This is a genomic window from Mesorhizobium tianshanense (assembly GCF_007830515.1).
In the GTDB taxonomy this organism is placed as follows: Bacteria; Pseudomonadota; Alphaproteobacteria; order Rhizobiales; family Rhizobiaceae; genus Mesorhizobium; species Mesorhizobium tianshanense.
Window position 1 is genome coordinate 1 of the sequence record NZ_VLKT01000076.1, and the last position, 26,250, is coordinate 26,250.

The window sequence follows — 26,250 nt, forward strand, 5'->3', positions numbered from 1 at the left end:
AGTGGATCAGGCGAAGGCTTCGATCCATTGCATGGAAGCAATGGAAGCGCGGGCGCACCCGCTTTGCGGAGCTGCGTCGCCGGGGCGTCGGGCACGAGCTGGCGGCACAAACCGCCGGCAGCGCGCATGGTCCCTGGCGCATCAGCAACAGCCCAGCGCTCGCCATTGCCCTGCCGAACGCTTTCCTCGCAAGCATCGGCCTCGCTTTCCTCGCCCCTGCCAATGCCGCATAACCAACCGAACCGCCTTGTACGGGCCCGTACGCAGGGTGGTGTGGGAGGGGAGGAACCGCAAGGTTCCCCCCTATCCCGATTTCGGCGCCATCCCTCCCTGCCCATACCATCGACGGGATTTCCACCACCCTGCCGGGCTGATAGGCTCGGTCCACGGAGGAGACTGCGATGCCGATCCATCTCGACGAGTTGAAGAACGCCACCAACCTGCGCGGTCCGCGCAAGGACGGCACCTTCGTCGCGCCGGTCGACGGCAGGGCGCATGTGTCGGGCGAGCGCGCCGTGCCGCTGCTGCAGCAGACGATCCCGGCGTTGCTTTCGGACACCGTCAGCAAATACGGCACGCTCGATGCCGCTGTCTTCGTCGACCAGGACAAGCGCTTCACCTGGAGCGAACTGTACGACACCGTCGATGCGCTGGCCGCCGGCTTCCTGGCGCTTGGTTTGGAAAAAGGCGACCGCGTCGGCATCTGGTCGCCCAACCGCTGGGAATGGCTGGTGACGCAGTTCGCTACCGCGCGCATCGGCCTGATCCTGGTCAACATCAACCCGGCCTACCGGCTGACCGAGCTGGACTATGCGCTGAACAAGGTCGGCTGCAAGGCGCTGGTCACCGCCGCCAAGTTCAAGACCTCCGACTATCTCGGCATGATCGAGACACTGGCGCCCGAGATCGCGACTGCGACACCCGGTGAACTCAACGCAAAAAAATTGCCGGCGCTGAAGATCGTCATCCGCATGGGCGAGGAGAATTCGCCGGGCATGTTCAATTTCGCCGACGTGCTGGCGATGGCCGGACGCGACGAGCATGACAGCCTCGACCGCATCTCGGAAGGTCTGAAGCCGGACGAAGCCATCAACATCCAGTTCACCTCAGGCACGACAGGCGCGCCCAAGGGCGCGACGCTGACCCACAACAACATCGTCAACAACGGCAATTTCGTCACCTCGGCGATCAGGCTCACCGTCGACGACCGGCTGTGCATCCCGGTTCCGCTCTATCACTGCTTCGGCATGTCGATGGGCACGATCGGCTGCGTCACCAAGGGCGCCACCATGGTTTTCCCGGGTGAAGGGTTCGATGCCGGCGCCACGCTGAAGGCTGTGGCGGCGGAGCGCTGTACCGGCCTCTACGGCGTGCCGACCATGTTCGTCGGCCTGCTCGATCATCCCGATTTTCAGTCCTTCGATCTCACCAGCCTGCGCACCGGCATCATGGCCGGCTCGCCGTGCCCGATCGAAGTGATGAAGAAGGTGGTATCGCTGATGCACATGGAAGAGGTGACCATCGCCTATGGCATGACCGAGACCAGCCCGGTGTCGTTCCAGAGCAGCGTCGACGATCCGCTGGAAAAGCGCGTCTCGACCGTCGGGCGCATCCACCCCCATGTCGAGGTCAAGGCGATCGATGCCGATGGCGCGACCGTTGCGGTCGGCGCGCCGGGCGAGCTCTGCACGCGCGGCTATTCGGTGATGAAGGGCTATTGGGACGACGAGGAAAAGACCCGCGAGGCGATCGACGTCGACGGCTGGATGCACACCGGCGACCTCGCCACCATCGATGCCGAGGGCTATTGCAACATCGTCGGCCGGGTCAAGGACATGGTCATCCGCGGTGGCGAGAACGTCTATCCGCGCGAGGTCGAGGAGTTCCTCTATCGCCATCCCAAGGTGAGGGAAGTGCAGGTGTTCGGCATTCCCGACCCGAAATACGGCGAGGAGCTTTGCGCCTGGGTCGTGCTCAAACCCGGCCAGGTCGCCACCGAGCAGGAGATCAAAGCCTTCTGCGCCGGCCAGATCGCCCACTACAAGATTCCGCGCTACATCCGCTTCCGCAGCGAACTGCCGATGACGGTGACCGGCAAGCCACAGAAGTTTCTGATGCGCGAGGCGATGGTCGAGGAGCTGGGGCTGGTGGCGGCGAAGACGGCGTGAGCCAAGGTCGCAATCCTGCGGCATCTTCTGGAGCCGCGGTGACGCTGTTCGTGAGGAGTCGAACGCCGGCCGCTGGGGCCTGCCGGTTTTCGCGAGATGCTCCAGGCTTTCCCCCAAGATTCGCGGAAGCGCAAGGGCTGCAATGAGTGGTTTCGCAAGATCGGCGGTTTCTTATGCGATGCCGTTGGCCGCCCTGGTTACAGCCATCGCGGTCAGGGCCAGCGGGCTTTCGGTAAACCAAGATTCCCTCAACATCAGGATCATTATCAGGGCGCTTTCGAGCGCTATCATGTTCACCACCATCTTTGTGGTGCTCGACCATGCCGAGGCGTTGGCCCGGCGTGTAGGGGAGCCCTACGGCACGTTGGTGCTGACTATTGCCGTGACGGCTATCGAAGTATCGATCATCGTTTCCATGATGCTGCATGGAGAGAACAACCCTACGCTTGCACGCGAGTCCGTCTTCTCGACGGTGATGATAACATCCACCGGCGTTGTCGGTACGTGTCTCATGCTTGGCGGCTGGCGTCATCGCAAGCAGGCAATCGTCCGACAAGGAACCAGCGCCTATTTGGCGGTCCTGATCGCACTGACCGTCATGACGCTCGTTCTGCCGACCTACACACGAGCTACTGATACTGGCACGTTTTCGGCGGCTCAACTTGGTTTTTTGAGCGTGCTTTCAGTGCTGCTCTATACGGGCTTTCTGTTCGCGCAGACTGTCCGGCACCGGGACGATTTCCTCGAAGGACAAGCACACGGCGTTTCGACGCGGGCTGCCCCTCATGAGAGTATCTCGGCGAGCGCTCTGCTGCTGGTAATCGGACTGATCGGAATTGTCATGCTCGCCGAGCAAGTCGCCGCAAGCATCGAAGATGCGCTCGTTGCTTATCAAGTGACCAGGCCGATGCCATTGTTGGGGCATTGATCGCGGGCCTGGTCTTGATGCCAGAATCCGTTTCAGCGGTTCGTGCCGCACTCAACAACGAGCTGCAGCGCGGTTTGAATGTCGCGATGGGTTCGGCTTGCGCCACGATCGGCTTGACGATACCGGCAGTCGCAACCGCCAGCCTGCTGACCGGAAGGGGCCTAACCCTGGGGCTCCCCGCGGCTGACACCGTACTTTTGGTCTTGGCGCTTTTCATAAGCAGTGTCAGCTTCAGCAACGAAAGAACGACGTTCCTGACCGGTCTGGTCCACCTGGTAGTCTTTTTTACCTATGTATTTCTGATCTTTGTTCCGTGAAATTTTTTTGCAATCTCGCGACCTTGGAACGATCGGATAGCCGCTGGTCGGGAAACTGCTGTCCACCGAGGAGGAGATCGAGGCCTTCTGCGCCGGCCAGATCGCCCACCACAAGATCCCGCGCCACATCCGCTTCCGCACCGAATTGCCGATGACGGCGACAGCAAGCCGCAGAAGTTTTTGATGCGCGAGGCGATGCTCGAGGAGCTTGGGCTGGTGGCGCAGAAGACGGCGTGAGGGGAAATGGCTGTCTGAAAAGTCGACGGCCGTGGCAGCCGTCAGCTACTGGCTGCGAGCCTGCCGATCGTTCATAGCGCCTTGCGCATCCGCAACAGCGGCACGCCCGCTCCGCCTCTGTTGTCCACGACTTCCTTCACCGCCTCGAAGCCGCAGGCCCGGTAGAGTGGTTCGCCGGCCATCGTTGCCATAAGCTCGACACTTGTGAAGCCTTCGCCCCGGGCAGCGTCCTCGCACAACGTGAGGATCAAACGACCGACGCCGCGGCGGGTGAAGCCAGGATGCGTATACATGGCGCGCACCCGCGCAGCGTCTTTCGCCGGATCAAGCCGCGCCGCATCGCGCCCGGGCGAACGGTCACCTCCGTAGAGGGTTGTTCGCCTGCTCCATCCGCCGCAACCGGCCAGGACCCCATTTTGCTCGACAACAAAGTATGTTCCGTCATCGATGAGCTGCGTGTCGAGACCCATGATTGCTCGGCTCGAAGAAATCTGCTCCTCGGTCAGGAAGGATTTCTGAAGCTCGAGGATGGCTGCACTCATCAGCAGATGCAGCGCCGGCACATCGGCACGTATCGCCAATCGATGGTCCAGATTGATCCGCGGCATTTTCAGCAGGTCCATTAGTGAAACCGTTTTTAGCTGGCACGAGATCGTCGGGAAAGCGGAAAGCGCCGGCTTGAGTCCGGACCATTTGAGCTTCGCGCCTTTCTTCGTCTGTCGTGCCCGCGGAGCCGGCAGGCCCCGCGGGCAGCAGTGTCAGTGGGCGTGAAAATCCTCGGCTTCGGGCGTCAGCATGATCGTGTTGATCGTGAGGCCCGCGTCCTTGAACGTGTCGATGCTGCCGAGCTTCTTGCCCGCCACCAAGTCGATCACCGAGATCGAGCCGTCATTCATGCCGGGGATGTTGATCAGGCTGTTCTGTACGTAGGCGCGGTTGCCATCGGGCGAGAATACCAGGTGGTGGGCGCCACCCGCCGCCTCGGCCGCGTAGAGGTGCTTGGGCGCACGGGGGTCGGAGATGTCGAAGGCGTTGAGATGCCCCGGCAGCGCCGTGGTCACATAGGCACGGTCGCCGGCGGCGTTGAAGTAGACCTCGAGCGCCACGCCCTGGCCGATCGCGGCGAAGTCGAAATCGCCGCGGAAGGAAAACGCCTCTGTCTCCCGCTGCCATTCGGCGATCCAGATGCGGCCCTCGTTCATGTTGGTGATGTAGGCGACCGGCGGCTCGGCACCGGGAACGAAGAAGATTTCGACGGGCGCGGTGCCCGAGGGCGACGGCTTGTCCGAGACTTTGTGCGTCGACAGGACCTTGCCGGTGCTCGGCTGGATGACCACGATCGACTCGCCGGCATCCGTCGGATCCTTCGGGTTGATGGTGCTCGTCACCAGCATCCGGTCGATGCCGTCATGGACGGTGATGCCGTGCGGATAGGGCGCGGGCAAGGCGATCGTATCGAGCATCTCGTCTGTTTTCGCGTCGCCGACGATAACGACCGAGCTTCCCATGCAGGTGAGATACCAGCGGTCCTGCGCCTCGGAGAAGGCGATGTCCTCGCCCACGACGCAGCCCGGCACGGGCACGACCTTCGTCCGGTAGGGGAAGCTCGTCACGTCGAGCACCCGCAGTTCGGGGCGGCCGAGCGAGGTGATGTAGGCCCGGTCGCGCTTGGGATTGTAGAAGATGTGATGCGAGACCAGGTCCGGCGGCAGCGGGATCTGGGCGAGGATCTTACCGTAGTCCGGCGCCTTCGGGTCGAGCTCGATGAAGGCGATGCCCTCCTGGCGGATCGCCTGCTGGCCCTTGGTTTCATAGAGAACGAGGGCTGGCTGCTCCGCCTGCGCGGAAGCGGCGGCCAGAGTGAGGATGCTGGTCGTGAGGATGCTGGTCGTGAGAAGCGAATGGATAAGGCGTTTCATGGTTTGGTTCTTTCGTGTTGGGGTTGACGCCGCGACGCGGCGGTATCGCTGCGCAGGCAGGCCGGGGGCGCGGCAGAAGTCATGAGGCGGTGCAAAATCGCACCACCCCTGACCCCGGCTTGACAATCCGGTCTGATTCGCTCGTTTCTTTTCGCTGTTACAGCCGTGCTTCCAGGACCAGGTTGAACGGTGTCTCGAAAGCGCGGCGGAAGCGGGTGAAGCCGGCCTTGCGGAATACGTCCGCCAGCCGCGCCTCGCCGGCCTGGGCACCGAGCACCAGATGGCCGCCATCGGAGATCGCGTGGGCGCAGCAGATGGTGGTGGAGGCTGCGTAGTACATCCTCGCCACGGGCGAGATGTTGTCTTCGACCCGGTCGTTGGCGAAGGGCTCGACCAGCATCACGGTACCGTCCGGCGCGAGTGCCTTGGCGGCATGCGCTGCGGCGGCGACCGGATCGCCCATGTCATGCAGGGCGTCGAAGAAGCAGATCAGGTCATAGCCCTTGCCGGGATAGTTGTCGGCCCGCGCTGCTGCGAAGTTCGCCCGCTCGGATACGCCCACCTCGGCAGCGCCCTTCCGAGCCTTATCGAGCGATTCCTGGTGGCTGTCGAAGCCGTGGAACTCGGAGGCCGGGAAGGCCTCCGCCATCAGCATCGTCGAATGGCCGTGGCCGCAGCCAATATCGGCCACGCGGGCGCCCGACTTGAGCTTGTCGACGACCCCGTCGAGGGTCGGCAGCCATTCGGGGACCAGGCTTGCCTTGTAGGCGTTGCGGTAGAAGGCCGCGACGCCGCAAGCGAGCCGTCCGTCGTGGTCGCCCCAAGGGATGCCCTTGCCGGTGCGAAATGCCTCGACGGCCTTCTCCTCGTCGGCCCACATCGATGCTGGAACAGCCCAGGCGCTGGGGAAGAAGACCGGGCTGTCCTCGTCGGCAAGCACGAGGGCCTGCTCGGGCGTTAGTTCATAAGTATCGCTGGTCGGATGGTAGGCCACATAGCCGCCCGCAACCTGCGCGTTGAGCCACTCGCGCACATAGCGTTCGGCGCAGTCTGCGCGGGCGGAAAGCTCACGCGCACTCAGCGGGCCGGCCCCGGCCATCGCCTTATACAAGCCGAGCCGGTTGCCGATACTGATCATCACGCCGCCGTAGCCGGCTGAGAGATCCCCGAACGCGCGTGCGACGAGTGCGTCGAGCTTCGCGGAATCGATTGTGTGAGCATGCTGCATGTCCATGTCCATTTTCCTCTCCAGGCGCTCAGGGGATCTGAGGCCGGCCTCTGTTGTTCACTGTCTATTTCATGATGCGGTCGTGCACTCGGCACGTAGGGGTGCGGAGATAGACGTGGCGCGGCGCGCGCGAGAGAGGTAGAATGGCCGGAACCGTGCGAGATGAGCCAAACCGAGAGATAACCGATGCCGAAGCGTGTTAGCATCGTGGTCTTTCGGGAATGCGATCCCTCGATCATCTACGGCGTTTTCGATACGCTCTGGGCGGCGGGAAAGTTTTTCAAGGATCCCCCCGGCGAGCCGCTCTTTGAGCCGCGCATCGTCGCGGCCGAGCTCGGACCGCTCGAGCTCATCACCGGCGTGAGCATTATTCCGCAGGATTCGATCGACGACATCGAAGAGACGGATATCGTCTTCGTGCCAAATCCGGTGGTGTTGACGCCCGAGGAGCTTCACGCCCTCGATCGCCGGATCATCGATTGGGTCGCGAAGATGCACGAAAAGGGCGCTTTAATTTGCTCCGCCTGCGGCGGCTCTCTGGTTCTGGCTGCGGCCGGGCTGCTCTCCGGTCGCGAGACGACGACGCATTGGAGCCATGTACCAGTGTTCCGCCAGGAGTTCCCCGACGTGCTGCTGCATGAGGATCGCATCCTGGTTCAGACCGGCGACGGCCACAACATCATCTCCTGCGGCGGCGCTTCGTCCTGGCAGGACCTCGCACTCCTCCTCATCGCCCGCTACGGGAGCGGCGAGGAAGCGATACGCATTTCCAGGTTCTTCCTCTATCAGTGGCACCGCGACGGACAGCTCCCCTACGCCTCGATGGCCGTCAATGTCGTCCATGCCGACGCCGTCGTTCTCAAGTGCCAGACCTGGCTTGCGGAGAAATACGACCGCCCGGATGTCGTCACCGAGGTGGCGCGGGTATCGGGCTTGCCCAAGCGCACGTTCGACCGCCGGTTCAAGGCGGCCACCGGTTACTCCCCGCTTGCCTATGTCCAGGCGTTGCGCATCGAGGAGGCGAAGCAGATGCTCGAGACCGGCTCCGCCCCCGTGGATGCGATCGGTCGCGAGGTTGGCTACGAGGACGCCTCCTCGTTCAGTCGGCTGTTCCGGCGCCTGACGGGCATCTCGCCCGGCGACTACCGCCGCCGCTTCAGGATTCCCGACTATGTTCGGGCGAGTGCGCAGGGCGCGCGACCTGGAGGTCGAATGTTGAAGGGATCAGAGAGTGGCTGAGGAGCGTCCAGATTGGGTCACAACAGCAGACCTTCGGTTGGATGGGACGACACACCTCACGCCGCCAGCACCGCCGCATCCAGCCCGCGAATGATCTTCGCCAGTTCAACGCATTCGTCGTGGCGAACCTTGTTGCGCCGCCAGGCGAGGCAGATCGTGCGTTGCGGCATCGGCTCCTGGAACGGCACGATCTTCAGGTCGGGGATAGTGCTGGCCGGCCCCGCCGCCATTTCCGGGATGAGCGTGACGCCGAGCCCGTGCGCCACCATCTGCAGCAGCGTCGTCAGGCTGGTCGCGCCGTAGCTTGCCATCGCCACCGGCCGCACGCTGCCGCAGACGGCGAGCGCCTGTTCGCGCAGGCAATGGCCTTCCTCCAACAGCATCAGCCTTTCCAGCGCCGGGCTTTCCGGGGGAACCGGCGGCGAGGCGAAGGCGGGATCGCCGGTCGGCACGGCAAGGAAGAACCGGTCGCAGAAGAGCTCTTCGGTGATCAGGCCGGGCTGATCGAGGGGAAGGGCCGCGATGAAGGCGTCGAGCCGCCCCGTGGTGGTGTCCTCGACCAGCGAGGCGGTCACCGCTTCGCGCAACTCGAGCTGCAAGGCCGGGAAATGCCGTTTCAGTTCCGGCAGCACATGCGGCAGCAGATAGGGCGCAACCGTCGGGATGATGCCGAGCCGGAAGCGGCCTTCCATCGCCGGCCGGCCGCGCCGGGCCGTGGTCTCGATCTCGCGGATGTCGGCAAGAATGCGCTCGATGCGCGGCAGCATGGCCAGAGCTTCGTCGGTCATCCGCACCGATTTGCCGCCGCGCTCGAACAGCCGGCAGTTGAGCCGCAGCTCCATCTCCGCGATCTGCGAGGACAGCGCCGGCTGGCTGACGCCGGCGAGCTTCGCCGCGCGGCCGAAATGCAGCGTCTGCGCCAGCGCCTCGAAATAGTGCATCTGCCGGACGGTTAGACCTATCATAAGGAAAACCTATCAGAACAAACAGGAAAGGCAATTTGTCTTTATCGGCAATGCGGCCTAGTCTGGAACCATTCCAGAGTGGCGCGGCTCGAGGTCCGCCCTGAAAAGTCAGCAAATCGGAGAGAGAACGATGGACGCAAAGACTGATGATCCCAGCGCGGGCAAATGCCCGGTCGTGCACGCAACCATTGCCAGGGCCAACCGCGACTGGTGGCCGAACCAGCTGAACGTCCAAATTCTCCACCAGCAGTCCGCCCTGTCCGATCCTATGGGCGAGGCGTTCGATTACGCCAAGGAATTCAAAAGCCTCGACCTGAACGCCGTGATCAAGGACCTGCATGCCCTGATGACGGACTCGCAGGAGTGGTGGCCGGCCGACTTCGGCCATTATGGGCCGCTGTTCATCCGCATGGCCTGGCACAGCGCCGGCACGTACCGCATCGGCGACGGCCGTGGCGGCGCCGGAGCCGGCCAGCAGCGCTTCGCGCCGCTCAACAGCTGGCCTGATAACGTCAACCTCGACAAGGCTCGCCGGCTGCTGTGGCCGATCAAGCAGAAATACGGCCGCAAGATCTCCTGGGCCGACCTGATGATTCTCACCGGCAACGTCGCGCTGGAATCGATGGGCTTCAAGACGTTCGGTTTCGCCGGCGGGCGCGCCGATGTCTGGGAGCCCGAACAGGACATCTACTGGGGTCCCGAAGGCAAGTGGCTGGCGGACGAGCGCTACAGCGGCGAACGCGATCTCCAGAACCCGCTCGCCGCCGTGCAGATGGGCCTGATCTACGTCAATCCGGAGGGGCCGAACGGCAATCCGGATCCGCTCGCCGCGGCGCGCGATATCCGCGAGACCTTCGCGCGCATGGCCATGAACGACGAGGAGACCGTCGCGCTCATCGCCGGCGGCCACACCTTCGGCAAGACCCACGGCGCCGGTGACGCGGCGCTGGTAGGCCCGGAGCCTGAAGCCGCCGGCATCGAGGAGCAGGGCCTTGGCTGGGCAAGCACGTTCGGCACCGGCAAAGGCGGTGACGCGATCGGCAGCGGCCTGGAAGTGACCTGGACCACGACGCCGACGAAGTGGGGCAACAACTTCTTCGACAATCTGTTCGGCTATGAATGGGAACTGACCAAGAGCCCGGCCGGCGCGCACCAGTGGACGCCGAAGGGCGGCGCCGGCGCGCGCACGGTGCCGGATGCGCACGACGCGGCCAAGCGTCACGCGCCATCCATGCTGACCACCGACCTCTCCCTGCGGTTCGATCCTGCCTACGAAAAGATCTCGCGGCGCTTCCATGAGAATCCGGACCAGTTCGCCGATGCCTTCGCCCGCGCGTGGTACAAGCTGACCCACCGCGACATGGGCCCGATCGTGCGCTACCTCGGCCCGCTCGTTCCCAAGGAGGAGCTGCCGTGGCAGGATCCTATCCCGGCGGTCGACGATGTCCTGATTGACGAGCTGGACGTGGCCGCGCTGAAGGCGAAAATCCTCGGCTCCGGCCTTTCGGTGCCGCAGCTGGTCTCGACGGCCTGGGCGTCCGCCTCGACCTTCCGAGGCTCCGACAAGCGCGGTGGCGCCAACGGAGCGCGCATTCGTCTCGCGCCGCAGAAAGACTGGGACGTCAACCAGCCGGCTCAATTGGCGACGGTCCTGGAAACGCTCGAAGCGATCCGCAACGAGTTCAACGCTGCCCAGTCCGGCGACAAGAAAGTCTCGCTCGCCGACCTGATCGTGCTCGGCGGCGCCGCCGCGATCGAGAAGGCGGCGAAGGACGCCGGCAACGACGTGAAGGTTCCGTTCGCGCCGGGGCGCATGGACGCTTCGCAGGAGCAGACCGACGTCGACTCCTTCGCCCCGCTCGAACCGACAGCCGACGGTTTCCGCAACTACCTCAGCGGCAGGCAGCGTCTGTCGCCCGAGGAGGCGCTGGTGGATCGGGCGCAATTGCTGACGCTGACGGCGCCCGAAATGACGGTCCTCGTCGGCGGTCTGCGCGTTCTCGGCGCAAATGCCGGGCAGTCGAAGCACGGCGTCTTCACCAAGCAGCCTGAGACGCTGACGAACGACTTCTTCGTCAACCTGCTCGACATGGGCACGGTGTGGAAGGCGACGTCAGACGCCAAGGAGGTGTTCGAAGGACGCAACCGGGCGACGGGCGAACTCAAGTGGACCGGCACCCGCGCCGACCTCATCTTCGGTTCGCACTCCCAACTGCGCGCCCTGGCGGAAGTCTATGCGACCGCGGATGCCAAGGAGAAATTTGCCAACGACTTCGTGGCGGCGTGGAACAAGGTGATGAACGCCGATCGCTTCGAACTCGCCTGAGCCGGGAGAGGGCCTGAGCTAGGAAAGGCTCTCTCCAAACAAAAAGGAGGCGCGGGGTCCACCCGCGCCTTTTTTCGTCAGGCCAAAGCCTGTGTCAGTCTTTCTCGAAGATGCGGGTCTTAGCGACCACGCCGGCAATCGCGCCGCCGATCAGCGGTGCGGCGATGAACAGCCAGAGCTGGCCGATCGCCACACTCCCAGAAAACAGCGCCGGGCCGATCGAGCGGGCCGGGTTGAGCGATGTGCCGGTCACCGGAATGATGGCGAAGTGCAGCCCCGCCAGCGTCAGGCCGATGACCAGGCCGGCGAAGGCCGTCGCGTGGCTGCCGCTGGTAACGCCGAGGATCACCGTCACGAAGGTGAAGGTTCCGATCAATTCCCACAGGAACGCCGAGCTGACGCCCCATTTCGTCGCGTCCCAGCCATTGGCGCCGAAGCCGCCGGTGTGTCCGCCGACCTGTCCGGAGACGATGATCCACAGCGCCAGCGACGCGATGATGGCGCCGATGATCTGCGCGATCCAATAGGGGACGACGTCCTTGGCCTGCATCCGGCCGGCGAGGAACACGCCGAGCGTCACCGCCGGGTTGAGATGCGCGCCCGAGATCGGGCCGATCGCATAGGCCGCCGCGATCAGGCCGATGCCGAATGCCAGACCGATGCCTTCCTGGCCCAGCGGCAGCGCGCCGCCGAAGCCGCCCGTCACCACCGAAGCCGTACCGATGAACACCAGTAGAAATGTGCCCAGAACTTCCGCCAGATAAGTTTTCATTGCCCTCTCCTCGTATCGATCCGCGGCTCCGCGTTTTCTGCGACGCGAATCACAGCGGGGAGAGTATTCGCAACCGAAAAACTTGGAAAGCAGAGCGTTGCTTCAAGCGACATGCTTGTGCGTGCCAGTTGCGCGCATTAGAGACCTGTCATGTATTGACCGAATTGTTTTGTTTTCCGCGGGCCGACGTCCACCTGGTCGGGGCGGTTCGCAATGCATTGACGGACACTCGCCACCCTCCGCATGGTCGTTTCGCCATCGGGGAAACAGAACTGTTTCATTCACGGCATGAAAAGCTCTAAGAGCAGGGCGGAACTAATTTGCTGAGTAACGGAATAAGAAGATGAGACTGGGCGGACGGCTGGCGGCGGCCATCGAAGTGTTGGAAGATATCGGCCGGCGTCACCGGCCGGTGGCCGATGCGCTGAAGGACTGGGGCCTGTCGCACCGCTTCGCCGGCGGCGGCGATCGCGCGGCGATCGGCAACATCGTCTACGACGCGCTGCGCCGGAAGCGCTCGGCCGGGTTTTTGCTGGGCGAAGACACGCCGCGCGCCGTCGCTTTCGGCGCGCTGCTGCTCGAATGGGACCAGACGGCGCAGTCGCTGAACGAAGCGCTCGATGGCGACAAGTTCGCGCCGCCGCTGCTCAACGCCGACGAGTTGAAGGCGGTCGCCGATGGCAGGCTTGCCGATGCGCCGCCGGCGGTGCGGGCCGATATTCCGGATTGGTGCGAACCGCTTTTCGAGCAGGCCTTCGGCGCCGGTTGGGTCGACGAAGGCGCGGCACTGGCGACCCGCCCGCCGCTGGACCTCAGGGTCAACACGCTGCGGGCCGATCGCGGCAAGGTGCTCGCCGAATTGGCCGAGACCGGCGCCAGGGCTGCACCGATCGCGCCGCACGGCATCCGCATCCCGCCGATCGTGGGCGACGGCAGGCACCCGAACGTGCAGGCGGAACCGGCCTTTCAGAAAGGCTGGTTCGAGGTTCAGGACGAAGGCTCTCAGATCGCCGCCACGCTGGCCGGCGCGGAGGCCGGGATGCAGGTCCTCGACTTTTGCGCCGGCGCCGGCGGCAAGACGCTGGCACTGTCGGCGGCGATGGACAATCGCGGCCAGGTCTTTGCCCATGATGCCGAAAAGGCGCGGTTGGCGCCGATCTTCGACCGCATCCGCCGCTCGGAAAACCGCAATGTGCAAATCGTCACCAAGCCGGCGGAACTCGAGCCGCTCTCGGGCCACATGGACATCGTCCTGGTCGATGCGCCCTGCACCGGCAGCGGCACCTGGCGGCGCCGGCCCGATGCCAAATGGCGGCTGACGCAGAAGCAGCTCGACGCCCGCAAGGGCGAGCAGTCGGCGATCCTCGATGCAGCCAAAGCCTTCGTCAAACCGGGCGGGCTGCTGGTCTACATCACCTGCTCGGTGTTCGACGAGGAGAATGGCGAGCAGGTCGCTGCCTTCCTGGATCGTAACAGCGGCTTTGTCCCGGTTGATCACCGCCAGCTCTGGGACAGCCGCTTTCCGGGCCATGAAGCGGCCGCGCGTATCGGCGCCGCAGGTGGCATTTCGCTGTCGCCGGCGCTAAGCGGTACCGATGGGTTTTACGTCTGCGCGCTGCGCAAGCGTGGCTGAGCCATGCCGGCGGACCTGATTGCTGCAGTGCAGCAATAGCGATTGCCTGCCGCTCATGCCTCTGCGATAAGCTTTTCTGACAGGAGCGTGACAAGCCATGGCAGCAAAGATCGTACCCGCCCCCGACTATGAGGATCGCGTCAGGACGTCCTTCGCGCGCCAGAACGCCATGGCGACCATCGGCGCCGAACTGACGCTGGTGACGCCCGGCATCATCGAGATCGAAATGCCCTATTCGGCGGCGCTCACCCAGCAGCACGGCTTCCTCCATGCCGGCGTCATCTCGACGGCGCTGGACTCGGCCTGCGGCTATGCGGCGTTCTCGCTGATGCCGGAAAGCTCCAGCGTGCTGACCATCGAATTCAAGGTCAATCTGCTGGCGCCGGGCAGAGGCGAACGCTTCCTGTTCCGCGGCTCGGTGACGAAGCCCGGCCGCACTATCATCGTCGCCGACGGCCAGGCCTATGCCTTCGCCGCCGATGGCGAGGCCAAGCTGATAGCCACCATGACCGGGACGATGATGACCGTGGTCGGCCGCGACGGCATTCAGGGCTGACCCGATGCGCAATCTCGTCCGGATCGCAGGCAGGGATGTCCTTTTCGCCATGGCCGCTGAGGCCGAATACGGTCCGCATCTGCAGCGGCTTTTCACGCCTGTCATGACCGGGGTGGGGCCGGTCGAGGCGGGCGTCAGGCTGGGCGCGGAACTGTCGCGGCTGAAGTCTGAAAAGGCGCTGCCGGACCTCGTCGTGTCGCTCGGTTCGGCGGGCAGCCGGACACTGGAACAGACGGAAATCTACCAAGCCGTTTCGGTCGGCTACCGCGACATCGACGCCTCGCCATTGGGCTTCGAGAAGGGTGCGACGCCGTTCCTCGACCTGCCGGTGACGGTGCCGCTGCCGTTCAGGATTCCTGATATAAGAGAGGCGACGCTGTCGACCGGTGCGGCGATCATTTCCGGCAGCGCCTACGATGCGATTGCTGAGGACATGGTCGACATGGAGACCTTCGCCTGCCTGCGCGCCTGCCAGATGTTTGGCGTGCCGCTCGTCGGCCTGCGCGGCATTTCCGACGGGCCCGCCGATCTCCGGCATGTCGGCGACTGGAAGGAGTATCTCCACGTCATCGACGAGAAGCTGGCGGACGCGGTCATGCGTCTGGAACAGGCGATCGGGTCCGGCGCGCTGGAATTCGATTCATCAGGTGAAGACGCGGAATCGCATTGAGAGACGCCTCGCAACCCATTGCGCCGACTCATTTCTTTCTCTAAACGCTCGCCATGAAGACAGCCAATCATCCCGACACCGTCCTGATTGTCGATTTCGGCAGCCAGTTCACGCAGCTCATCGCTCGCCGCATCCGCGAGGCCGGCGTGTTTTCCGAGATCGTGCCGTTCCAGTCGGCCGAGGCGGCATTCAAGCGCATCGATCCCAAGGCGGTGATCCTGTCCGGCGGCCCGGCCTCGACCAGCGACATCGGCAGCCCGCGCGCGCCGCAGATCGTCTTCGACGCCGGCGTGCCGGTGCTCGGCATCTGCTATGGCCAGATGGCCATGTGCGTGCAGATGGGCGGCGTCGCCGAGAGCTCCGACCATCGCGAATTCGGCCGCGCCTTCGTCGAGATCGAGAAGGATAGCCCGCTGTTCGAGGGCTTGTGGGCGCCCGGTCAGCGCCATCAGGTGTGGATGAGCCACGGCGACCGCGTCATCTCCTTGCCCAAGGGGTTCGAGGTGTTCGGAAAATCGGAAGGCTCGCCCTTCGCCATCTTCGGCGATGTCGAGCGCAAGATGTACGGCATCATGTTCCACCCCGAAGTGGTGCACACGCCGGACGGTGCCCGGCTGCTCCGGAACTTCGTCCATAACATCGCCGGTATCGAAGGCGACTGGACCATGCGCGCCTACCGCGAGCACGCGGTCGAGACGATCCGCAGCCAAGTCGGCAAGGGCAAGGTTATCTGCGCGCTATCGGGCGGTGTCGATTCCTCGGTCGCGGCGCTGCTGATCCACGAGGCGGTCGGCGAGCAGCTCACCTGCATCCTTGTCGACCACGGGCTGATGCGCAAGGACGAGGCATCAGGCGTGGTGGAGATGTTCCGCCAGCACTACAATCTGCCGCTCATCCTGGTCGACGCTTCGGACCGTTTTATCGGCGCGCTTGAGGGCGAGTCGGACCCGGAAAAGAAGCGCAAGACCATCGGCCGGCTGTTCATCGAGGTGTTCGAGGAAGAGGCCAAGAAGCTCGGCGGCGGCGATTTCCTGGCGCAGGGCACGCTCTATCCCGATGTCATCGAAAGCGTCTCCTTCACCGGCGGCCCGTCGGTGACGATCAAGTCGCACCACAATGTCGGCGGCCTGCCCGAGCGCATGAACATGCAGCTGGTCGAGCCGCTGCGCGAACTGTTCAAGGACGAGGTGAGGGCGCTCGGCAAGGAACTCGGCCTGCCCGACAGCTTCATCGGCCGGCATCCGTTTCCAGGCCCCGGTCTCGCCATCCGCTGCCCGGGCGGCATCACCCGCGAAAAGCTGGAGATCCTGCGCGAGGCCGACGCCATCTATCTCGACGAGATCCGCAAGGCCGGCCTCTACGACGCCATCTGGCAGGCTTTTGCCGTGCTGCTACCGGTGCAGACCGTTGGCGTGATGGGTGATGGCCGCACCTATGAATTCGTCTGCGCGCTACGCGCCGTCACCTCGGTCGACGGCATGACGGCGGATTTCTATCACTATGACATGGCATTCCTGGGCGCCGCCGCCACCCGTATCATCAACGAGGTGCGCGGTATCAACCGCGTCGTCTACGACGTGACGAGCAAGCCGCCGGGCACAATCGAGTGGGAGTGAGCGGAAGTATAATTAGCGGTAAATAGTCGGCCGTGGAGAATTCGGAAGCCGCTGATATTCCATAGGAATCGCCCGATTTGCAGATTTCGGAATTGCAGGTAACGGCCCGTTTGTGGATAGTTTTCTTGCAATCCAGTTTGCGATTTCCCTGCTTGGCGAAGCGTGATTCACTGCTTTCATCGCAGTGAATCGGAGCCAGGCGATGGGCAGGCCACGCGAACGGCACGAGGCGGGAGAACAGGATCTGTTCCGCGCCCGCCTTGATCAGATACTCAACATGAACCACGAGTTGGTGAGGCTGGCCCGCACCATCGACTGGCCGGTGCTGGAGGCGCGCTTCGGCGAGGTCTATTGTGACGGGCCCGGAATGCCACCGCTGCCGACGCGGCTGATGGCTGGGCTCGCCATCCTCAAGCACACCTTCAACCTGTCGGACGAGGTGCTGTGTGCGCGCTGGATCGAGAACCCGTATTTCCAATATTTGTGCGGCGAGGAATTCTTCCGTCACGAGCTGCCGTTCGACCGCTCCTCGATGACGCGTTGGCGCCAGCGCATGGGCGAGGAGCGGATCGCCGCGCTATTGCAGGAAAGCCTGGCGGTGGCGGTCAAGACCGGAGCGATGAAGCCGCAGGACACGCGCCGGGTCATCGTCGATACGACGGTGCAGCCCAAGAACGTCATGTTCCCAACCGACGCCAAGCTCATCCATCGGGCGCGCGAGCGGCTCGTCCGGCTGGCCAGGAGGGCCGGGCTCGACCTGCGTCAGTCTTATGTTAGGGTCGGCAAGCTGGCGCTGATCATGCATCAGCGCTACGCCCACGCCAAACAATTCAGGCGGGCCAACAAATCCCTGCGCAAACTCAGGACCTATCTGGGGCGCACCGTCCGCGACATCTCCCGTCAAATTGCCGGCGACGCGGCGCTGGACGCGATCTTCAAGTGGCCGCTCTACCAGGCCTCGACGGTTCTGGAGCAGAGGCAGCGCCAGCGTGGCCGCAAGATCTACAGTCTCCATGCCCATGAGGTGGAATGCATCGGCAAGGGGAAGGCTCACGCGCCCTACGAGTTCGGGGTGAAGGTGTCGGTTGCGACAACGCTGAAGCGATCGAGGGGCGGCCAGTTCGCCCTGCACGCCATGGCACTTCCCGGGAACCCTTACGACGGGCACACGCTCGAAAAGATCATTCCTGCGATGGAAGACACCATCGGTGCCGAGATCGAGCGCATCCTCGCCGATGCCGGTTACCGCGGCCACAACGCGCAGCAAAGCCACAAGTTCAGGGTCTTCACCGCCCGTCAGAAGCGCCGCGTGACACCGGCCATCAAGCGCCAGATGCGGCGGCGATCGGCCGTCGAGACGGCGATCGGCCACATCAAGAACGAACACAGAATGGGCCGCAATTACCTCGCTCACACCCAAGGCGATGCGATCAACGCCATCCTGGCCGCAGCCGGCTACAACTTCTCCCTCTTGCTCAGGTGGCTGAAGGCGTTTTTGTGGCTCTTGATCGCCGCGTTCCTGAACCGGCCGAAGCAGCTTGCCGCTTAGCGGTCAAAATTGTTCACGGTCGACTAAATATTTGAACATTACTGCTGTTATGCGAGGTATTCTTCGACAGAATCTGAAGACACGTTAGAAATTTTGGACTCATATTCCAAGGAAATGTAATTTCCGGCAGGACTCATGCCGCCATGTCTTGCCCGCTGGTGTCGGTTCCGTTCGCGTCGCTCTGTTGGAGGATGCGGGTACGCGTTTCCGTGAAGCCGATGAGCCCGGTTGCGGTGAGCCGTTGCAGCATCTGCCAAGCGGCGCGATCGAGGATCTCGACCTGCGGTGTGGAAGTGGCAAGCCGCGCCAGCTCGGCGTCGATCAGCGAGGGTTCGGTATCGAGGACGAGAATGAGACGCTGCGCCCTGAGCTCCGCATGCACAAGCTGCGCGCCGTGGCGCGCCTTGATCTCTTCAACGAGCGCCTCCTCGGGCGGAAGGGACCTGATGCGGATCTGCTCGCCATCGCCAAGCACGGCTTGCATGCGCTCAATCAGCGCGGCGCGCCCTGACGGCATTGTGATCTTCGAGAAATCCTCCGTGCCGTCGAGTACGCCGTCCGCCAGCGTCTGCTTTTGGGTGAGTAGATGGAGGATGGAGTGCTCGATGGAATTCTCAGTGACAAAATTAACGACCGTCACCACTTTCTTCTGGCCCTTGCGCCAGGCGCGCGCAACGCGCTGCTCGAGCTTCGCCGGATTCCAGGGCAGATCGAGATTGATGACCGCACTCGCCATCTGAAGATTGAGACCGGTGGCCCCCGCATCCGAGGAGAGGAACAGCCGGCATTGGGGGTCCTCGCGAAAACGGGTGATCTCGGCGCGGCGCCTGAGTTGCGGAACATCGCCCGTGTGCCAGGCGCAATCGACGCCCATTTCGCCTGCGAGCTCGCGCACCAGCTCCAGCATTTTCACCCATTCGGAAAAGATGACGACCTTGCGCGCAGGCTCTTCCAGGAGCTCGAAAAGCACGCCCTCGAGCTCTTCGAGCTTCGGGCAGACGCGGCAGTCGGGATCGAGGATGGCCGGCGTGTCGCAGATCATGCGCATGCAGGCGAGATATTGCTGGAGGCGGTCGAACTCTTCCTTGGTGAGCGGGCGGCGCTGCGCCACGGCGGCAAGCCTGCGGGCCAGATACTCGTAATCACCGTAGCGTTGTGCCTGATCCTCTACCATGGGCACGAAGAAGGTCTGCTCCGTGCGGCCCGGCAACTCGTCCTCGACGTCGCGCTTCCTGCGGCGCAGCATGACGCCGGACAGGCGCCGGTGCATCTCGTCGAGGTTCTTGTAGCCTTCGGGCCGACCGCGCGCGTCGAGCGCGTAGAAATCGCGGTTGAAGCGGAAAAGCGGCCCGAAGAGTTCAGGATCGAGATATTGCACGATAGAATAGGTCTCATCGATCCGGTTCTCCAGAGGCGTCCCGGTGAGAACGAAGGCGTAAGCGGAGGCGAGCGATTTCACGCGCCGCGCGGTCTTGGTGTGCCAGTTCTTGATGCGCTGTGCCTCGTCGAGGATGACGACATCGGGTTTGAGCAGACGGTTGATGTCGTCGGCGTCCCGCACCACCTGCTCATAGTTGACCAGGGTGAAGAACGCGGGTGACTGGTAGAGCTTCAACCGCTCCGGATAAAGCCCCGCCACGAAGCGGATATCCCGGTCGGTAAAGCGGGCGATCTGCTCTTCCCATTCTGTCTTCACCGAGGTGGGGGAGACGACGAGCACGCGCTCAATGCCCTTCTCCCGGGCGAGAATCTCGCACGCCGCGATCGCCTGTATGGTCTTGCCGAGCCCCATCTCGTCGGCAAGGAGCGCGCGCTCGCTGAAGGCCAGATGCGCAGCACCCTGCCGCTGATAGGGCAGGAGAGGCACTTTGACCACATCGAAATCGGCGCCCCTGGCCTCGGCCGCGGCGAGAAACTTCGTGCGCGCCTGTTCCCGTTGAGCGCGCCGCTGCTCGCACTCGATCCACGGACCGAAATGGCGTGAGATCCGAAGGCCGACCGGCGCGCCCTCGAGCAGTCGCGCGACGGCTTCAGGATCGGAGGCGAGCAGGCCGTGCCTGGCAAGGAATGGTTTGAGAAAAGCGCGCATGTCGGCGCTCAAGGCCGCCCCTCCCAGTGCGGGCGCCGGTTCTCCGTCGCGCCGCAGGAAGACTTCGGCACGTGGCGAGCTCTTGGCGGCCGCCGCTACGAAAGCGCGCGCACCCATCTTCTTTTTAAGGGCAAAGAGCACGCCTTCGATGTGCTTGCAGGTTCCGAGACCATTGACCCGATGGTCGATGCAGCCGCAGGAATTGGTCCGGCTCTCGAGATCACGGATCTCGACGTCATAGAGCCCGCCGGTGCCCGAGTGCACGCGGAACGCGCCATAGGGTCCGAACCGCGGCTCCAGTGCCTCGACGGCGGCAATCTCCGTCCGTCCGCGCCACTGCCGTATCTGGGTCTCATCCGCATCGCTGGTGTGCCAGCCAATCACCTGCGGCTTTTCCAGAACCTTGCGGGCTTTGGTCTTCCGTTTCGCCATGGCCGAATCCCGTGCGAATCAACAGCGATTATGGAGAAGGATGGCTCAAGGTATTCGCCCTGGCGAGGGTACAATCGCCTTTCTTGAACAGGTTTGGCAGTCCAGCTGAAAACTCGCTATCGCGGGCCGCAAATGGCACTTTCCTGCGCTCAGATGCTGACGTAGGCTGGTGCGAGCATTTCCGTCACGCGCCAGATATCATAATGGCTCAGATCGGCACCTTCACCCGCGGTGATGAGGGGCGCATTCACTGGCACGATCTGCACCCTCAACATCAACGTCAAGGCGCCGCCCATCCCCGTTACCCTGGTCCGGCGAGACCACGGCGAGCACAAGCTTATCTTGCCGCGCTGACCGACCTGCGGCGCCCAGCTTCAGGCGGAGCGCCGCTACTCGATCATGTAGCCCAGGGCGCGATAGCCCGCGCGCCGTTTCGCGGCCATCCGAGCGAGAACCGGAACGCCCTGATCGACGTAGTCCACGACCAGGACATCCCTTTTTCCGTCGTGCAGGCGATGGAGACGGCCGACATATTGCGCCAATGTCCCCTTCCAGGCGATCGGCATCGTCAAAAACAACGTGTCGAGTCGAGCGTCATCGAAGCCCTCGCCAATGTAGCGACCTGTCGCCAGTATCAGTCGCTCCTGATCATCCGATACCCGCATTGCTGCGTCGGCCATTTTGCGATCGCCCGCAGACATGCCACCGCGCAGCACGACGAGATTCTTCACGAAGGGCGAGAACCGCTGCCGAAGATAGTCGAGGTGATCCTTCCGCTCGGTCAGCACAAGGGGCGATCGTTTCGCCTCGAGCGACTTCAGCACGTCATCGAAGATAAGATCATTCCGCCCACTGTCCTGGGCCAGAGCTGCGTAGATCGCAGGCATCGAGGGGCGGTCGACCGACGCCAGGGACGGCGGCAGTTCAAATTTCGTCGAGCGATCACGCACGCGATGGCGGATGCCGCGTTCGGCAGCCTGAACTTTTGCATCCACCCGATGGCGAACGGGGCCGCATTGCATGAAGATGATGGGATGGTGACCGTCCTTGCGGGCAACAGTCGCGGATAGGCCCACGACGTATCGCGCCTTCGACCGCCGGGCGACAAGCTCGAAGCTTGCCGCGGACAAGTGATGGCATTCATCGACGATCAGATGGCCGTAGTCGGCGACGGCATCCGCAACTTCCCCCTTGCGGACAAGGCTCTGGATGAGCGCGATATCGATGACGCCCGTCGGCTTTCTTTTCCCGCCACCGATAGCGCCGATCTGCTTCGGGTCTATGCTCAAGAACGATCGTAGACGTTCCACCCATTGATTGAGCAGCTCCCGTCGATGGACGAGAATGAGCGTGTTTCGTGCGCGGTGCGCAATGAGCGCCGCCGCGACAACCGTCTTGCCAAAGGCGGTTGTCGCGGCAAGCACACCGTTTTCATGGGTGGCAAGAGCATCGAAGGCCTTCAACTGCGGCCGTCGCAGTTCGCCCTGGAGGGAAACGGTCGTAGGAAGTGCCGTGCCGATTTCACGACAATCTTCCAGATCGGCAACGGCGCCATGGCTTTTGATGAGATCGGTCACCTCGTCGAGACAGCCTCGGGGTAGTGCAACATGCTGGGGATAGAGCTCGGCGCATGAGACAACCCGAGGCTTTCCGAATGTCGGCAACCGCATGGCCTGGGCACGATAGAACTCCGGGTTTTGGAAAGCCGCCAGACGAATAAGCTGCGCAATCAGAGCCGGCGGAAGCTCCGTCCGGTCGATGTAAACCTGATCGGCGACCACGATCTTGATGTTCCGCGGGATCGCAGCCTCAATATGCCGTGGCGCACTGCGACGCGACGGCGACATCTTCCACGGCTCGTCGGCATGTTCGTCGTCGACCGGCATGCGGACGCCCAAGACCCTGCCCGACAGTTCCGCCTCGTCCGCAATCTTGAAGACCACGTCCGCCGATAGCCTGGGCAGAGATGACAGATACGCCCATTGGTCGTCGTAAGGCTGCAGATCCTTGTCGACAAAAACGCTGTTGCCACTCTCGCGTGCCTTTCTCTGTAACGGCAGTGCAATCAGATTGCCAAAGCCCCCAACGGGCATCGTGTCCTGATTGGGAAAGAAGCGATCATAGGACGTGAAGCCGATCTCTGGGCGTTTCTCCATCGTCTCGGTGATCAGGGCGGACCCCATCTGCCTGGCGGTCCTTGCCGGCACAGGTTCGGAGAAGAATATCCAGACATGGCCACCGTTCCCTGATCTCGATCGTTCCAGCGCCGCGACAATTCCTTTCGCATGACAGATATCCAACAATGCCCTTGCGTCATCCGCCCAGCTTTCCTTGTCGAAATCGGTGGCAAGGAACCAGCACGTCTCGTCGTGCAGCAATGGATACACCCCGGCGACGAAGTCACCGGAGCGGACATTTCCTCCGCGCAGATGCTTTTCGATGATGTCCTCGGATGGCGGGACGAATGCCTGATGCGGGCACTCGCCGCATTTCACCTTCGGCTTGCCGCAAATCCCCTTCGCCCACTCGTTGGAGCAGGCCGGCGAATATCCTGAACGCCCGATCTTTCTGTTTTCCCATCGAAGCGGAAAGACATCTGGACGCCCAGCAAATAGACGGCGGAACAGCCCGATTTTCTCGGCCGATGACGAGTTGTTGGTGACAGGGGCATCGGCAAAGGACGGCCGCTCGCAGGGACGACTATCAGATGTCCGCTTTTGCTCAAGTGTCTCCAGCTCATGCTCAAGCCTCCCGCGTTCAGCATCCAGATCGGCCAGCCGCCGCCGAATGCGCGCGATTTCCTCCGAAAAATCATTCTCGTCCACCAAAGCTGCAGCTCACGCTCCAAGTTCATACAGCCACTCAACGGGTGAGGTTATGCGGAGCAGCATCTGGCGCAAGACCCCAGAGAATCAGCCTTCAGAAATCGATACGCTGCATAATCCCGCTCTCCGCATAATCTACATATGCGGTGCACCACATAGCGTCGAGCTTGGCGTCGCCTGGAAGCCGCGATCCGGTGGTGAGGAGCTGCAGGACTATCTCAACGTCGTCCTCGACGTTCTGAGCTTCCCGGAACCCATCCGCACCGCGCTCTTCGAGGAGGACAGCGCGGTATTCTGGTATGGAACCGGCGGGATAGGTAGATTTGGGTTGCTTGGACGCCACTCCTTGGTGTAACGAAGTGTCGGAAGATGCGACCATATACCGACAGTTTGTTACATGGCCGATCGCCCTGAAGCAGCCCAGCGAGACCTTGCCGTGAGCCTGATTGCGCGGCACGGCATCATGCGCCAGTCGGACCTGAAAAGCCATGGCGTCAATCCGGCCACGCTTGCGCGCCTAGTCGAGCAAGGCGTCCTGCATCGCCCCTCGCGCGGGCTCTATGAGCTCGCCGACGCCGATATCGAAGCCGCACACGCTCTTGCTGAAGTCGCCAAGCGCGTTCCAAAGGGCGTGATCTGCCTGATTTCGGCGCTCCAATTCCACGAAATCACACTCCAGCTTCCCCGCAGCGTCTGGGTCGCCATTGGGCAGAAGGACCGCGCGCCGGCGATCGACTATCCGCCAGTCCGCATAGTTCGCTTCAGCGGAGGAGCGCTCACCCTCGGTGTCGCAACGCACCTGGTCGATTCCGTGCCGGTGCGCATCTTTGATCCTGCGAAGTCAATCGTCGACTGCTTCCGCTTCCGCAATACAGTCGGGCTTGATATCGCGCTTGAAGCCCTGCGCATGGGCTGGCGATCCCGCAAGGCGAAGCCCGACGACATTGTGAGATACGCGCAGGAACTGCGCATCTGGAGCGTTGTACGGCCCTATCTCGAAAGCGTGGTAGCTGATGAAGGATAATCCGGCCAACCTCCGCACTTCGGTGCTCGCCCGGTTGCGCAATGTGGCACAGGCGAAAAACTCCGACTACCAAGCTCATCCTGCGTCGCTACGCTATCGAGCGGCTGCTTTATCGGCTCAGCATCTCCCCGCAACGGAACCAGTTCGTCCTGAAGGGCGCGATGCTCTTCACGGCATGGCTCGAGGATCCGTTTCGTCCAACGCAGGACCTCGACCTGTTCGGATATGGGGACCCCGCACCGAAATCAGTCGAAGCAGGTTTCCGCGCGATTTGCCAGACGACAGCAGAGGACGACGAACTGAGTGTCGAGCCGATCCGCGAGGATCAGCAGTACGGCGGTGTTCGTGTGAAGACAAAGGCCTTCCTCGGCAAGACCCGAATACCTGTGCAGGTCGATATCGGCTTCGGCGATGCCATCACGCCGGCGGCGCAGGAACTGGAGTTTCCGCCGCTCCTTGCACCTGAAGGCCCGCGGCTGAAGGCATACCCAAAGGAAACCGTCGTCGCCGAGAAGCTTCAAGCAATTGTCGCGCTCGGCCGTGTGAACAGCCGGATGAAGGATTTCTATGATCTGCTCGTGCTGTCGCGCCTGTTCGACTTCGATGGCCCCGTCCTCGCCTCGGCCATCCGAGGGACCTTCGAGCGGCGCCGAACGGCTATACCCGTGACGGCGCCCGAAGGCCTCGATGACAACTTCGCGCGGGATCAGGAGAAGCAGCGACAATGGGCGGCGTTCGTTGGACGCGAGCCGTTGCTGATTGCAGCGCCGGACCTCAGAGAGACAATCAACGAGGTCGCAAGCTTCGCGCTGCCACCGATCAAAGCAGCGGCTTCGGACGTCGAACTCTATTTCAGATGGGACGATGGCGGACCGTGGGCATCTTTAAACGCATGAAGGTCAAGTCCTGTCGCTCAAACCCCCGGCGGAAAGGCTTTACCGTCATTTTTCGTCGCTTAGAGAACGCATCTACCGGGTGGCTTTTCTGTATCGTTGCAATAGGTTACGGGTCGCTCGCCGCGGATTCGAGGTCTAATTGATGATGTGTCGAATCGGGCCTCAGCGGGTGAGAGGCTTCGGAGTGGCGTAGAATAATCAGTGACTTATCAGTTTGTTGTTACGGTCGACGGACGATGTGGAGCTTGAAATGAATGCTGGGTTTTCCGGCTCAGGATTCCTCATGAAATCACGTCACTGCAATTTGACGGTAAAAGCGACGGTATTTTCAATCCCTGCGATCTAAAAAGCTATTTAAAATCAATGCCTAAGCCATCTCGTAAATGATGGAGTGGGAGTGAGGGATACAAGCGGCGGCAATATCGTAATTTCGGCGGACTTCAGCCGGTTTTGGAATGCCCGGCGGGCCTCGGCGCCAAAATCGCAGCAGGGGTGGAGCGCTCTGTTCGGAATTGCGGATATTTTAGTCTCTCATGTTCCCTGTCAAGGCTGAGCGCAAGACGGATGGTCTGCTCGGCGTGGGCGAAGCAGTTGGATCGGCTGAAGCTGCACAGGGCTGGGGGTGGAGCTCAGAGACGACGGTTGATCAGACTCTCATCCGCGGGTTGGATACCGCCTTCCGTGTCTTCGTCTCGGGGCTGTCCTCTGTCTAGAGGGCGGGCGTCGAGCGGGTTGGCTCGGCCACATAACTAGCGACGGGAGTTCCCCACCGTGGCCCCACCCCCAACGCTGTGCAGCGGGTCGGGTCGAGACCTGTCTATGACGGTGCGACCTCCCGACCGATAGCCCACAAGAAGGCGG

Annotated in this window: 22 protein-coding genes and 1 pseudogene; 15 read left to right on the top strand and 8 right to left on the bottom strand. The window is 62.9% G+C overall.

Annotation, left to right across the window (positions count from 1 at the left end; all coding sequences use genetic code 11):
- The 5 genes and pseudogenes from IQ26_RS40120 to IQ26_RS40805 all read left to right on the top strand — a co-directional run.
- A pseudogene (locus tag IQ26_RS40120) lies at positions 1-233 on the top strand (group II intron reverse transcriptase/maturase); the annotation flags it as partial.
- 168 nt (positions 234-401) lie between these two features.
- Complete coding sequence (locus IQ26_RS34765; protein WP_145722893.1) at positions 402-2,168, top strand: AMP-binding protein; 1,767 nt, start codon at positions 402-404, stop codon at positions 2,166-2,168.
- 142 nt (positions 2,169-2,310) lie between these two features.
- Positions 2,311-3,096: a calcium:cation antiporter gene (locus IQ26_RS34770; protein ID WP_240547393.1), complete on the top strand. Its 786-nt coding sequence runs from the start codon at positions 2,311-2,313 to the stop codon at positions 3,094-3,096.
- 17 nt (positions 3,097-3,113) lie between these two features.
- Entirely contained in the window at positions 3,114-3,413 is a 300-nt protein-coding gene (locus IQ26_RS40800; protein WP_240547394.1) for a calcium:cation antiporter, read from the top strand.
- A gap of 100 nt (positions 3,414-3,513) precedes the next feature.
- On the top strand, positions 3,514-3,597 hold the full coding sequence (locus IQ26_RS40805) for a hypothetical protein (protein ID WP_240547398.1): 84 nt from the start codon (positions 3,514-3,516) through the stop codon (positions 3,595-3,597).
- A gap of 124 nt (positions 3,598-3,721) precedes the next feature.
- On the opposite strand, the gene IQ26_RS34780 is transcribed toward IQ26_RS40805, so the two are convergent.
- From IQ26_RS34780 to IQ26_RS34790, 3 genes are all read right to left on the bottom strand, one after another.
- Entirely contained in the window at positions 3,722-4,273 is a 552-nt protein-coding gene (locus IQ26_RS34780) for a GNAT family N-acetyltransferase (RefSeq protein ID WP_240547395.1), read from the bottom strand.
- Positions 4,274-4,408: 135 nt separating this feature from the next.
- Positions 4,409-5,569 (bottom strand): YncE family protein, encoded by a 1,161-nt coding sequence (locus tag IQ26_RS34785; protein WP_145722894.1) that lies wholly within the window; start codon positions 5,567-5,569, stop codon positions 4,409-4,411.
- 157 nt (positions 5,570-5,726) lie between these two features.
- Positions 5,727-6,797 carry a class I SAM-dependent methyltransferase gene (locus IQ26_RS34790; RefSeq protein ID WP_145722909.1) on the bottom strand — a complete coding sequence of 357 codons (1,071 nt, stop codon included), beginning with the start codon at positions 6,795-6,797 and terminating at the stop codon, positions 5,727-5,729.
- A 186-nt stretch (positions 6,798-6,983) separates the two neighbouring features.
- Between IQ26_RS34790 and IQ26_RS34795 the strand changes: the two genes are divergently transcribed.
- Positions 6,984-8,036, top strand: coding sequence for a GlxA family transcriptional regulator (locus IQ26_RS34795; RefSeq protein ID WP_145722895.1), 1,053 nt, complete (start codon positions 6,984-6,986; stop codon positions 8,034-8,036).
- Between the two features lie 56 nt (positions 8,037-8,092).
- On the opposite strand, the gene IQ26_RS34800 is transcribed toward IQ26_RS34795, so the two are convergent.
- The gene (locus tag IQ26_RS34800; RefSeq protein ID WP_145722896.1) at positions 8,093-9,001 is read right to left on the bottom strand and encodes a hydrogen peroxide-inducible genes activator; all 909 of its coding nucleotides are present in this window, start codon (positions 8,999-9,001) and stop codon (positions 8,093-8,095) included.
- Between the two features lie 130 nt (positions 9,002-9,131).
- Here IQ26_RS34800 and katG point away from each other — a divergent pair, with 130 nt between their 5' ends.
- A complete protein-coding gene (katG, locus tag IQ26_RS34805; RefSeq protein WP_145722897.1) occupies positions 9,132-11,327 on the top strand; it encodes a catalase/peroxidase HPI in 2,196 nt (731 codons plus the stop codon).
- A 94-nt stretch (positions 11,328-11,421) separates the two neighbouring features.
- On the opposite strand, the gene IQ26_RS34810 is transcribed toward katG, so the two are convergent.
- Complete coding sequence (locus tag IQ26_RS34810; protein WP_145722898.1) at positions 11,422-12,099, bottom strand: MIP/aquaporin family protein; 678 nt, start codon at positions 12,097-12,099, stop codon at positions 11,422-11,424.
- Positions 12,100-12,442: 343 nt separating this feature from the next.
- Here IQ26_RS34810 and IQ26_RS34815 point away from each other — a divergent pair, with 343 nt between their 5' ends.
- The 5 genes from IQ26_RS34815 (at position 12,443) to IQ26_RS34835 (ending at position 18,123) form a co-directional block, all read left to right on the top strand.
- The gene (locus IQ26_RS34815) at positions 12,443-13,732 is read left to right on the top strand and encodes an RsmB/NOP family class I SAM-dependent RNA methyltransferase (RefSeq protein ID WP_145722899.1); all 1,290 of its coding nucleotides are present in this window, start codon (positions 12,443-12,445) and stop codon (positions 13,730-13,732) included.
- A 97-nt stretch (positions 13,733-13,829) separates the two neighbouring features.
- Complete coding sequence (locus IQ26_RS34820; RefSeq protein WP_126043597.1) at positions 13,830-14,288, top strand: PaaI family thioesterase; 459 nt, start codon at positions 13,830-13,832, stop codon at positions 14,286-14,288.
- 4 nt (positions 14,289-14,292) lie between these two features.
- Entirely contained in the window at positions 14,293-14,958 is a 666-nt protein-coding gene (locus IQ26_RS34825) for a 5'-methylthioadenosine/S-adenosylhomocysteine nucleosidase (protein ID WP_145722900.1), read from the top strand.
- A 53-nt stretch (positions 14,959-15,011) separates the two neighbouring features.
- Positions 15,012-16,574 carry a glutamine-hydrolyzing GMP synthase gene (gene guaA, locus IQ26_RS34830; protein WP_145722901.1) on the top strand — a complete coding sequence of 521 codons (1,563 nt, stop codon included), beginning with the start codon at positions 15,012-15,014 and terminating at the stop codon, positions 16,572-16,574.
- Between the two features lie 202 nt (positions 16,575-16,776).
- A complete protein-coding gene (locus IQ26_RS34835; RefSeq protein ID WP_145722902.1) occupies positions 16,777-18,123 on the top strand; it encodes an IS5 family transposase in 1,347 nt (448 codons plus the stop codon).
- Positions 18,124-18,256: 133 nt separating this feature from the next.
- Here IQ26_RS34835 and IQ26_RS34840 read toward each other — a convergent pair whose 3' ends face one another.
- The 3 genes from IQ26_RS34840 to IQ26_RS34845 form a co-directional block, all read right to left on the bottom strand.
- A complete protein-coding gene (locus tag IQ26_RS34840; RefSeq protein ID WP_145722903.1) occupies positions 18,257-20,644 on the bottom strand; it encodes a DEAD/DEAH box helicase in 2,388 nt (795 codons plus the stop codon).
- A gap of 149 nt (positions 20,645-20,793) precedes the next feature.
- The gene (locus tag IQ26_RS39320) at positions 20,794-20,940 is read right to left on the bottom strand and encodes a hypothetical protein (protein ID WP_156090970.1); all 147 of its coding nucleotides are present in this window, start codon (positions 20,938-20,940) and stop codon (positions 20,794-20,796) included.
- Between the two features lie 93 nt (positions 20,941-21,033).
- Positions 21,034-23,469: a TOTE conflict system archaeo-eukaryotic primase domain-containing protein gene (locus IQ26_RS34845; protein WP_240547396.1), complete on the bottom strand. Its 2,436-nt coding sequence runs from the start codon at positions 23,467-23,469 to the stop codon at positions 21,034-21,036.
- A gap of 52 nt (positions 23,470-23,521) precedes the next feature.
- Between IQ26_RS34845 and IQ26_RS34850 the strand changes: the two genes are divergently transcribed.
- The 3 genes from IQ26_RS34850 (at position 23,522) to IQ26_RS34860 (ending at position 25,389) form a co-directional block, all read left to right on the top strand.
- Positions 23,522-23,824: a DUF736 family protein gene (locus IQ26_RS34850; RefSeq protein WP_145722905.1), complete on the top strand. Its 303-nt coding sequence runs from the start codon at positions 23,522-23,524 to the stop codon at positions 23,822-23,824.
- An 81-nt stretch (positions 23,825-23,905) separates the two neighbouring features.
- The gene (locus tag IQ26_RS34855) at positions 23,906-24,493 is read left to right on the top strand and encodes a type IV toxin-antitoxin system AbiEi family antitoxin domain-containing protein (RefSeq protein WP_240547397.1); all 588 of its coding nucleotides are present in this window, start codon (positions 23,906-23,908) and stop codon (positions 24,491-24,493) included.
- A gap of 41 nt (positions 24,494-24,534) precedes the next feature.
- On the top strand, positions 24,535-25,389 hold the full coding sequence (locus tag IQ26_RS34860) for a nucleotidyl transferase AbiEii/AbiGii toxin family protein (protein ID WP_145722907.1): 855 nt from the start codon (positions 24,535-24,537) through the stop codon (positions 25,387-25,389).
- Positions 25,390-26,250: the final 861 nt, after the last annotated feature.